Origin of the sequence: Rhodococcus artemisiae (assembly GCF_036327795.1) — a bacterium.
Taxonomy (GTDB): Bacteria; Actinomycetota; Actinomycetes; order Mycobacteriales; family Mycobacteriaceae; genus Rhodococcus; species Rhodococcus artemisiae.
Genome location: NZ_JAUTXY010000038.1, coordinates 1 through 7,953, shown reverse-complemented (window position 1 = coordinate 7,953; position 7,953 = coordinate 1). Strand labels below are relative to the sequence as shown.

The following is a 7,953-nucleotide window of genomic DNA, read 5'->3' as shown; positions in this document are numbered from 1 at the left end:
GGTCTCCGAGATCTTCAGGTTTTGCTTGGTCGCTAAACCCAGATACCGGAGACCTCACTCACTCAACGACTGCGACACCCCTTCCGGCGGGAACGCGGTTCAAGATCACTTTTGAAACACTGCCTAGTCGACGAGCTATCGACCTGCAGGTCCGAATCGGCGGAGCACGTGATTTCCGCCACCCCCGTGGGAGGTGTCTTCGCGGTTCTCTTCGTCGTTGCCGACGATCACACCACCGGTGCCGCGAGTCCAAGTGACGGTGTTGAGATACCGCAGAGCAGCCTGTTGCAGGTGCGTGGTCGCGGCAAGGTCGCACGCATGGTTGCGCTCGGGGACGTTCCAGGTCAGTGTGCGTCCATCGAGCTTCAATCCGAGCTCGCTTTCTTTCCATTCGCGGGTTCGGGTGTTCGGGACCGGAATCACCCTGGAAATCGCAGCGGTGGTGGGCTTTCGTCCGCCGCTGCTCCTGACGATGTCCTGCGCCAGCGACATGGCATCGGCGCGACGATGTTCGTGCACGTCGTCGTCGTATGACACCAGGAATGCCACCGAATCGGGAATCTCAGCAGCCCGCTTGTCGATAGGTCGAGCCTTCACGGTATTCCACACAGCGTCGACCTCAGCCACGACCAATGCCCTGTGATCCTTGATGGCGGCGTTGAGTGCCTGGCGGAGCCCGGGCACCGCGGCGGTCGGCAGGGTGATGGTCCCGGACTCCCATTCATTGAAGCTCATCTGTTGATAACCTCTCGGGTTCTGGTGGATCGGATGAGTCGATCGTCTCGGGGACGGAGGCGGGTGTTGCAGACCGTGGCGACCCGGGCCGCAGGCGACGCCGGCACCCGGTCCGCTCCATGACGGACAGCGCTGCTCTACCCGAAGACCACACTGCAACAACGGAAACGAGGCCCCCTGATGAACGAAACACGGAACTCCCATGGCGGAGGGGAAGACGACAACCTCATCCGCACATCGCGCTCACCCGATTGGAGTGTGAGAGAGCAAGCCTGCCTCGACATGTCCGGTCATTTGTCGAACCCCAATGTCGTGCGCCGCATCACCGAACTCCTCGACGATCCTGACATTGCCGTCCAGGTGACCGCGGCTCACGTTCTCGCACGCCGAGGCGGGACACAGGGTCTTTCAGCAGTTCTCGACACCTTGGGACAGCGGATCGACGACCCTGACGCGGACCACATCGCGTCCAAGCTCCAAGAGCTGCAGGGACTCGAAGAACTCCCCATCCTCGAACGTGCACGGTCGATCCTCACTGACACCCGTTCAGACGCAGTTCGACTCGGAGTCGCCGAGATCGAGAAACTCTTCGGACATTACGCCTGATCAGGAAGACAACCTTGTCCAAGACCGGCGACATCGCCGACCTGAGTCATGCCCCCGTCGACGTACGACGCCAGGGTGGCCAGCGACGAGGCGATCCCGGCCTCGTGTACCGCTTGGTCGATGCCGGGTGGCACGTCCGCGGCGGTGACGGTCACCTCGGTCCCGTCACCGGCGGCGGCGAGGTGCCGCCCCGCCGCCCAGTCAGTGCCGACTGGGTTGGTCGAGTTCTCGGTACTGGCGGCGGGCTTCATCGGCCAACCACGGGTAGACCCGGACGATTTCGACGAGCACCCGCTTCTTGATCACCGACCCGGCCGTCTCGGACAGCCGTTGACCACCGCTGGTGCGGACGCCGTTGCGGTGGGCGTCGTAGTTCGATCCGGTGTGCCGCAGCCAGTTCACGCACAGCCGCTTGAGGAAAGCCTCACTCGAAGTCGTCTCTGCTGGCCGCTTCCCCGGCGCGAGGCGGGCGTTGTAATGCGCGATCGCCCGGCGGATCAGCACCGGCGCCGCGAGCTGGACGACCTGCACATCGACCCGGATGGCGGCCGCCATCGCCTTGGTGTGTTCGGGTCTGGTCATCGCGTCATCTCCGGGGCCGGGTTGAACGCCGTCGCTCCCAGCTGCGCGAGATGGTCTGCCGTGCCGGAATCCTCGGCGGTCGCGCACGAGCGTTTGAGGACCACGCCGTCGATGTCGAGAACACAGGTGACATGCATGTCGGTCCCGGACCCGGAGATGCTCGCCGGGGTGAGACCACGCCAGGCTTGCCGCTGGGTACCCATGGTCACTCCGCCCTGCGGCGCGCGAGTCGTGGTCGTCCTGGGAGCGCTCGTCGGGGTGCGGGGCGTCGTAGCGGAGGGCAGCTCCTCGGCGTAGCTCGGCGGTCCGGGGTCGAGTCCGGTCTGGGGAATGACGACGATGGTCCGCACCAGGTCCTCCTTGGTGGACGGGCAGCGCTGGTTGCTTGAGCTGATGTCCTTCCAGACCGGTTCTCGATCGTCACGGCCGACGATCGCTGCGGTGACGATGACATTCGTGGTTGCGGACGGGTCGAAGCTGTCCCAGGACGTTGCCCTCGCGCCGGATCCCGTGCTGGAGGAGGTGTCGTCCGAGACGAAGATCCTCGAGGAATGCCGCCGCACCCCGTCCGCCTCGGCACCTTCCGCCGGCCGGGTGCCGCCACACGCCAACGTCCGAACGTCGGCGCCGGACAGGCTGCGGGTGGTCCCGTCGGTGGTGTCGGCTCCGTTTGCCCATGCCCGCAGGCGCACCCCGGTGATCGACTGATCGGCCGGGAGCACGGAAGACGCCACGTTCCGCAGCTCCGGCTCGCGCAGGTCCGGTGCGCCGGTCATCGCCGCCGACAGTGCCAACCCGCCGGCGACGGCGATGGCCACGACCGTGGCGCCGACGCCGCCGAACAGCATCAGGGTGCGCTTGGAGATCATCCCGGGTAGGGGTTCAGCGTTTTCGTCGTCGGGCTCGGCGATCGGGCGGGGTCCCGGGTCGGCGGTACTGTCGACAGCGGCGGCGTCGAAGGCGAGGGCACCGCGGCAGAGCACGTGCTGGGGGTTCGCCATCACCTTGACCGGGCCGTGGACACGCGCGGCATTGGGGACGGCCGGGTCATAGGCGAGTCCACCGCACAGCATCAGCCGGCGGCTGATCGGCTCGGTGGCGTTCTCGTCGAGCCGGGTGAGTAGGTCGCTGAACTGGTGGGTGAAGTACCGTTCGCCGGTCGCGTCGACATCCCGCTCGGCCAGCGCGATCCGGCCGACTGGCCGTGGCAGGTCGACAGTGACGGTGTCGGCGTCCGCGAGCGCTTCGCGGGCAGCACGCACCCGGGGGACGCCGGCGAAGCCCCAGCGGGCATCCACAGCCTGCTCCGGGAATCCGGCGTCGGTGAGCGCGTCGGCGAGGAGGAATCGGTCGAAGATGTCTCCACCGCTGTCGGATTGGGCCCGTCCCACGATCCGGGGGCCGCGCTCGCCGCCGATGACGGCGATCGCAGACAGAGCGGTGGCTCCGCAGTCGACGGCGATGACCCCGGCACCGGTACGCAGCGAGGGAAGTGCGTAGGCGAGGGCATTGTCGGACGGAACGAGGGTGACGGTGCGGGTCAGCGCGGCATGCATGATCCGCTGAAAGCGACGTTGCAGTTCGGGGGCCCATTCTGAGGGCACGACGATGAGGATCTTTGGGGTCGCCCCGATCTGGTCGAAGGCCGCGCCAAGAACCGGGCGCAGCAGCAGTGCGGTGAGCGACTCGATCGACCAGGACACTCCGTCGATGACAAGGGATGGAACATCGAGACGTTCGATCAGTGGCCCCAGCTGCGCCAGGGTCAACGGGTCGCTGTCTCGAGCCGGCCGAGGTTGCCCCGCTTGCACGACCAGCCGCGCGGGCGGAGTGGTGGTGCCATCGATCGCGAGTGGAGTCACGCGGCCGCTGGCGTCACGGATGGCCGCGGTGAGCGTGCACGCTCCGATGTCGATGACCAGGACAGGGTTGGGCATGACGCCGATGATCTCGCGCTGGTTCTCCAGCTCATTCGACCGCCGACCGCCGACCGACCGGACCGACCCCCGACCCGACCGACCTGCCCGACGCTGCGCCGCACTCCAGCCCTATCCGATGTGGTTGGCAGCCGATTCCCCCGGGATTGCAGCGCGAACGCTCACCGTGGAGAAGGCAGGTGCGAGCATTCCCGCGGCGAACGTCAACAACCAGAGGAGATGACTCGAATGGAAGAACTGACTGTGTCCCCGGACGACTCCCAACGTGAAGGGATCGCACGACGCCAACCTCGCAGCTACCGCATCGTGGATTGGTCCTTAGTTCCCGAAGACTTGGTCGACGCAGTGCGCGCCGGGAACTATCCGCCTCGCGCACCGCGTTCGATCGAGAGTCGCCTTTCCCGATTCCTGATTCGCGTGTTCTTCCACGACAAGTCCGTGGAAAATACTGTCCGGAGCGCGATCACCGTCACCGAATGGCCCAGCGAACCGACGACCACCCAACGACGCCTCATGGACCTGGTCATTGACGCAGAGGACGCAGTCGATCAGCTGGAGGCAGATCTCGGCTCGCGGCTCACGGTCATTCGGCACTACCCCGAAACGGATCTTCGACGGGACCTCGAGGCGATCGGAGTTGCCTCCTACCGCCTACTGCCGCCAGCCGGTAGTCGCGTTCAGGCACCTGTAACCCGCAGCACTATCGACGGCGAAGCGGAACTCGCACGCCGAGTGGAGGCGTTGAGGCGGTTCTGCGTCGCCGCCGTTCGCGAGAACCCGTTCGCCGCAGCCTGAACCGTTCCCTACACCCGGGTCCGAAGGCTGATCGCCCTTCGCCACGGTGATCGCCCTTCGGGCCCCGAGTAGTGGAGAACCGGAGAGGCAAGGTGTCCCAGAACCATTACCCCACCTTCGAGGACCACCTGTGAGCACTCGCCCCATCCTGCAGACCGCCACTATGGCCGCACTTCTCGCCCTCAGCGTCGCCGGGTGCAGCAGCACCGACACCGACACCGACGCGGTCGAGGACCTGCGTGCCAACACAGTCACCGCCCTCGACTTCCCCCGCACCGTCTTCGACGGATGGGAGATCACCGATCCAGCCGACCGGCCGACGTCGGCGATTCCCGCGATCCTCGACGCGGCCGGCACCGGTGAGGGCTTGACCTACTCCCCCGCGGATTGCGGGCCCGACGGCAACCGAGGGGCTGCCCTGTGGTCGGCCGCGCGTGGAGGTGACAGCTGGGCCGGACAGGTCGGCCAGAACCCCAACACTCAGCAGTCGTTCACCACCAGCGTCGCTACCATCTCCGCCGACAGCCTGACCGCCATCACCGACTTCGCGCAGAACTGCTCGCACTACACCGTGACCGGTGGCGGGAGGACGGTGGACGTCGTCACCGAAGTGACCAACGAGGAACCGTTGAAGTACGGGCTGTCCGACGCCCGCCTGTTCACCACCACTGCCGTCGCCGCTGGTGCGCCGGAGCAGGCTCACTCGACGCTGACCGGAGTCGGCCATAGCGACGGCCGTGTCGTCACCGGCCAGTTCACCACCGCCGGCCGCATCGAAGGCACCCCGATCAACGTCGCCGGCAACTGGTGGAACATCATCGCGACGAAGGCTGTCGACGGGTCAGCCAGGTAGGACCGCCGCCGCGTCCTCAACGCGTCGACACGCACGTCAACACCCAGCATGGATTCACTCGTCATCGGTCCCCTACTGAGGTCGCAGGAGCCGACCTTTCTGGAGAATTCGTAGAGGTCGGCATGGTTAATCATCGAGCGGTCTGCTGTGCGTCGGCCGCACGGTGAAGATCGTGTTATGCCTGGGACGATGTACCAGCAGCGCGGCGTTCGCGCCGATCCTTGTTCCACTGCTGTTGCAGTACCTCCCGCTCCGGATGGATCTTAGGTAGCGCAACCATCGTTCGCCGCTTCTCATCAAACTGTTTGCAGGGAACGCGCTTGGGCGCGTCGCAGACCGGGCAGGTGACGTCAGCACGGGGCGGCATCTTGGCCCGCTTCACGCGGATGACAGATCCACCCATGCTCGCGCCCGTAGCTCCTTTGTGGTGTCGCATCACGCAATCTTCGCAGGAGTTGCCGACAACCGGGTCGTTGACGAGCGTTGTGTTATACCGATATCCGCTCCTCACACAATCGAGCTCGCCCGGACCCTGCGTGAACAGGGCGAAGCTTGGACGCGATCGCCAATTCGCTCGGCGTCGGCCGATCCTCGGTCAGCCGGCACTCAATCAGCACGACTCGCAACACGCGGCTGCCTCACCAGGTACGGACGCGGCTTCGCTGGGCTGAGGAGCGCACACACTTCCGGGGATGCCTTCTCGAACCCGAACTTATCGATGTAGTACTCGCGCAAACGATCCGACGCCGACAAAGCCAGCAGCGTAACGCCCTGCTGGTCAGCGAGGGCGACCACAGCCCACGCCACTTCGTCGGCGGAGGCCTTCGTCTCGACGGTCATTGGCCACCGTGAGTAGCACCGGAGTTCATATGCCCCGGGGAACGAACGCCGTGCAACGACGCGCAATGACGACATCCGATCAGGGCTAATCAGCGTCCACCCAGGGGCAAGAACACACACGAACGGCCACGTCACCACCACCAAACCGATGACAAAAACCAGTGGAATCAATGCAGCCCACCAAGACAGCCACACCGCGAAATTCGCGCTCCACAGGAGAATGACCAGTGGCAGCAGTATCGTAGTCACCAGCTTCCTGCGTTCGAACGGGCGTTTCAGCATCCCGGCAAGCGCAGCTGCCAAGCCGCGCCAGCAGGTCAGGAACCGTTCCCGCGGGCCCACCGCACTGCCGGCGATCGCCGCTTCGAAGTCGAGAAGGATTCGGCGTCGCCCGAGTCGCCGTTCCTGACGTTTAACGCGCGCAGCATCACTGGGATGCGTCGGCCCAGTTCCGGAGCCTCCGGGTGCGATCTGCAACCAGGTCGCCATCGGATCGACACTACCGACATAGTCGGCGGCCACATCATCGGCACGAAACTCTAGCCAGTGGTTCATAGCGATCAGGGCGGCGAGCACAGCGGAAAATGCTCCAACCCGAGGCCACAGGTGTGGAAACAGAGTCATCACAACTATCGCGGCGAGCAAGACCACCGCGGCCACAAAAGGCCTGGCGGGACATAGTCGGCGATCCCTGTTGTGTCCCAGTTCGTGGGCCAACAAGAACGATACCGCCGGGACGAGGGGATCTCGCCCCGCCTTCGCGATCCAGGCACGACGGATTTTCAGACGATCCTTCCATGGGTGATAAGACGCAGCCGCCACCGCTCAGCCACCGACGAAACGGATGTCTGGGCACCACAACCCAAGCTCAGAACAGATCTCCTCGACACGCGACCGCCATGCATCCTGCTCTGCCAGACTCAGCGCATGGGCGCCGTCCGACCTTCCGAGCGTCACCATCAGCGCCCAACGATCGTGATGTCGAGATCCCGGCGCGATCCCCCGCTGTACTCCGTCTCGAACAGTCTTCTATCCGCAATCCACACAGCACTGCCTCCCAAGTTCGTACTGATCTCCGACGACGCCGACCAGGCATCTGTGAGGCCTCAGACTAGGCCCATTGACGGCGGACAGTGCGACACGGCGGCCGTGGATGGTCGTGGGGTCCGATACGCCCATCGTCTGCGTAGCCGAAGTCCCTGAGCTTCGGTTGCCGATGAGGGGACGCTGCTGGCGTTCGGTAGTCGCGCTCGTGACTGACTGAATACGCTCAGTCAATAGAACATATCGGCTGGACCTGTCGCAGTAGGGAACTGATTCCCCCGGAGAACCTCATCTATCTCCCGAGCCTACAACCTCTGTCGCCTGCGAAGTGGCCCGTGCGCAACGCATGCACCTGACACGCGAGAACCATTCAGAACGCTCTTATCCGACATTTCAACTACTGCTACATATTTCGTATGCCATTAGCACATTTAATTAAAGATGTTTCGATAATAGGGTGTGTCGCTGCACGGGATTCGCGCCGTACTACTTGATCATTGACGAATGGCAGGGAAGAAGACCGGTTCCGGCGAGGGCCCGAACACCCGGAAAGTCAAGCAA

At 64.6% G+C, this 7,953-nt stretch carries 9 protein-coding genes; 4 read left to right on the top strand and 5 right to left on the bottom strand.

Annotated features, from left to right (window positions below; all coding sequences use genetic code 11):
• Positions 1 to 135: 135 nt before the first annotated feature.
• Entirely contained in the window at positions 136 to 735 is a 600-nt protein-coding gene (locus Q7514_RS33005; protein WP_330137377.1) for a hypothetical protein, read from the bottom strand.
• A gap of 180 nt (positions 736 to 915) precedes the next feature.
• Here Q7514_RS33005 and Q7514_RS33000 point away from each other — a divergent pair, with 180 nt between their 5' ends.
• The gene (locus Q7514_RS33000) at positions 916 to 1,341 is read left to right on the top strand and encodes a HEAT repeat domain-containing protein (RefSeq protein WP_330137376.1); all 426 of its coding nucleotides are present in this window, start codon (positions 916 to 918) and stop codon (positions 1,339 to 1,341) included.
• On the opposite strand, the gene Q7514_RS32995 is transcribed toward Q7514_RS33000, so the two are convergent.
• Genes Q7514_RS32995 through Q7514_RS32985 form a run of 3 tightly spaced genes read right to left on the bottom strand, consistent with a single transcriptional unit; the run spans position 1,332 to position 3,860 of the window.
• Positions 1,332 to 1,496, bottom strand: a complete 165-nt coding sequence (locus tag Q7514_RS32995; protein WP_005573145.1) for an SRPBCC family protein — start codon at positions 1,494 to 1,496, stop codon at positions 1,332 to 1,334. The two genes, Q7514_RS33000 and Q7514_RS32995, sit on opposite strands and share 10 nt — an antisense overlap.
• A gap of 46 nt (positions 1,497 to 1,542) precedes the next feature.
• Positions 1,543 to 1,923 (bottom strand): hypothetical protein, encoded by a 381-nt coding sequence (locus Q7514_RS32990; protein WP_005573146.1) that lies wholly within the window; start codon positions 1,921 to 1,923, stop codon positions 1,543 to 1,545.
• Positions 1,920 to 3,860, bottom strand: a complete 1,941-nt coding sequence (locus tag Q7514_RS32985) for a hypothetical protein (RefSeq protein WP_330137375.1) — start codon at positions 3,858 to 3,860, stop codon at positions 1,920 to 1,922. Before Q7514_RS32985 ends, Q7514_RS32990 begins: the two co-directional genes overlap by 4 nt.
• On the opposite strand from Q7514_RS32985, the gene Q7514_RS32980 reads away from it, so the two are divergent.
• The 3 genes from Q7514_RS32980 (at position 3,859) to Q7514_RS32970 (ending at position 5,508) form a co-directional block, all read left to right on the top strand.
• Positions 3,859 to 4,083 (top strand): hypothetical protein, encoded by a 225-nt coding sequence (locus Q7514_RS32980; protein ID WP_330137374.1) that lies wholly within the window; start codon positions 3,859 to 3,861, stop codon positions 4,081 to 4,083. The two genes, Q7514_RS32985 and Q7514_RS32980, sit on opposite strands and share 2 nt — an antisense overlap.
• 5 nt (positions 4,084 to 4,088) lie before the next feature.
• On the top strand, positions 4,089 to 4,655 hold the full coding sequence (locus tag Q7514_RS32975; RefSeq protein ID WP_330137373.1) for a hypothetical protein: 567 nt from the start codon (positions 4,089 to 4,091) through the stop codon (positions 4,653 to 4,655).
• Between the two features lie 130 nt (positions 4,656 to 4,785).
• On the top strand, positions 4,786 to 5,508 hold the full coding sequence (locus Q7514_RS32970; RefSeq protein ID WP_330137372.1) for a hypothetical protein: 723 nt from the start codon (positions 4,786 to 4,788) through the stop codon (positions 5,506 to 5,508).
• A gap of 606 nt (positions 5,509 to 6,114) precedes the next feature.
• Here Q7514_RS32970 and Q7514_RS32965 read toward each other — a convergent pair.
• Positions 6,115 to 7,170, bottom strand: coding sequence for a M48 family metalloprotease (locus Q7514_RS32965; protein ID WP_330137371.1), 1,056 nt, complete (start codon positions 7,168 to 7,170; stop codon positions 6,115 to 6,117).
• Between the last annotated feature and the right edge of the window lie 783 nt (positions 7,171 to 7,953).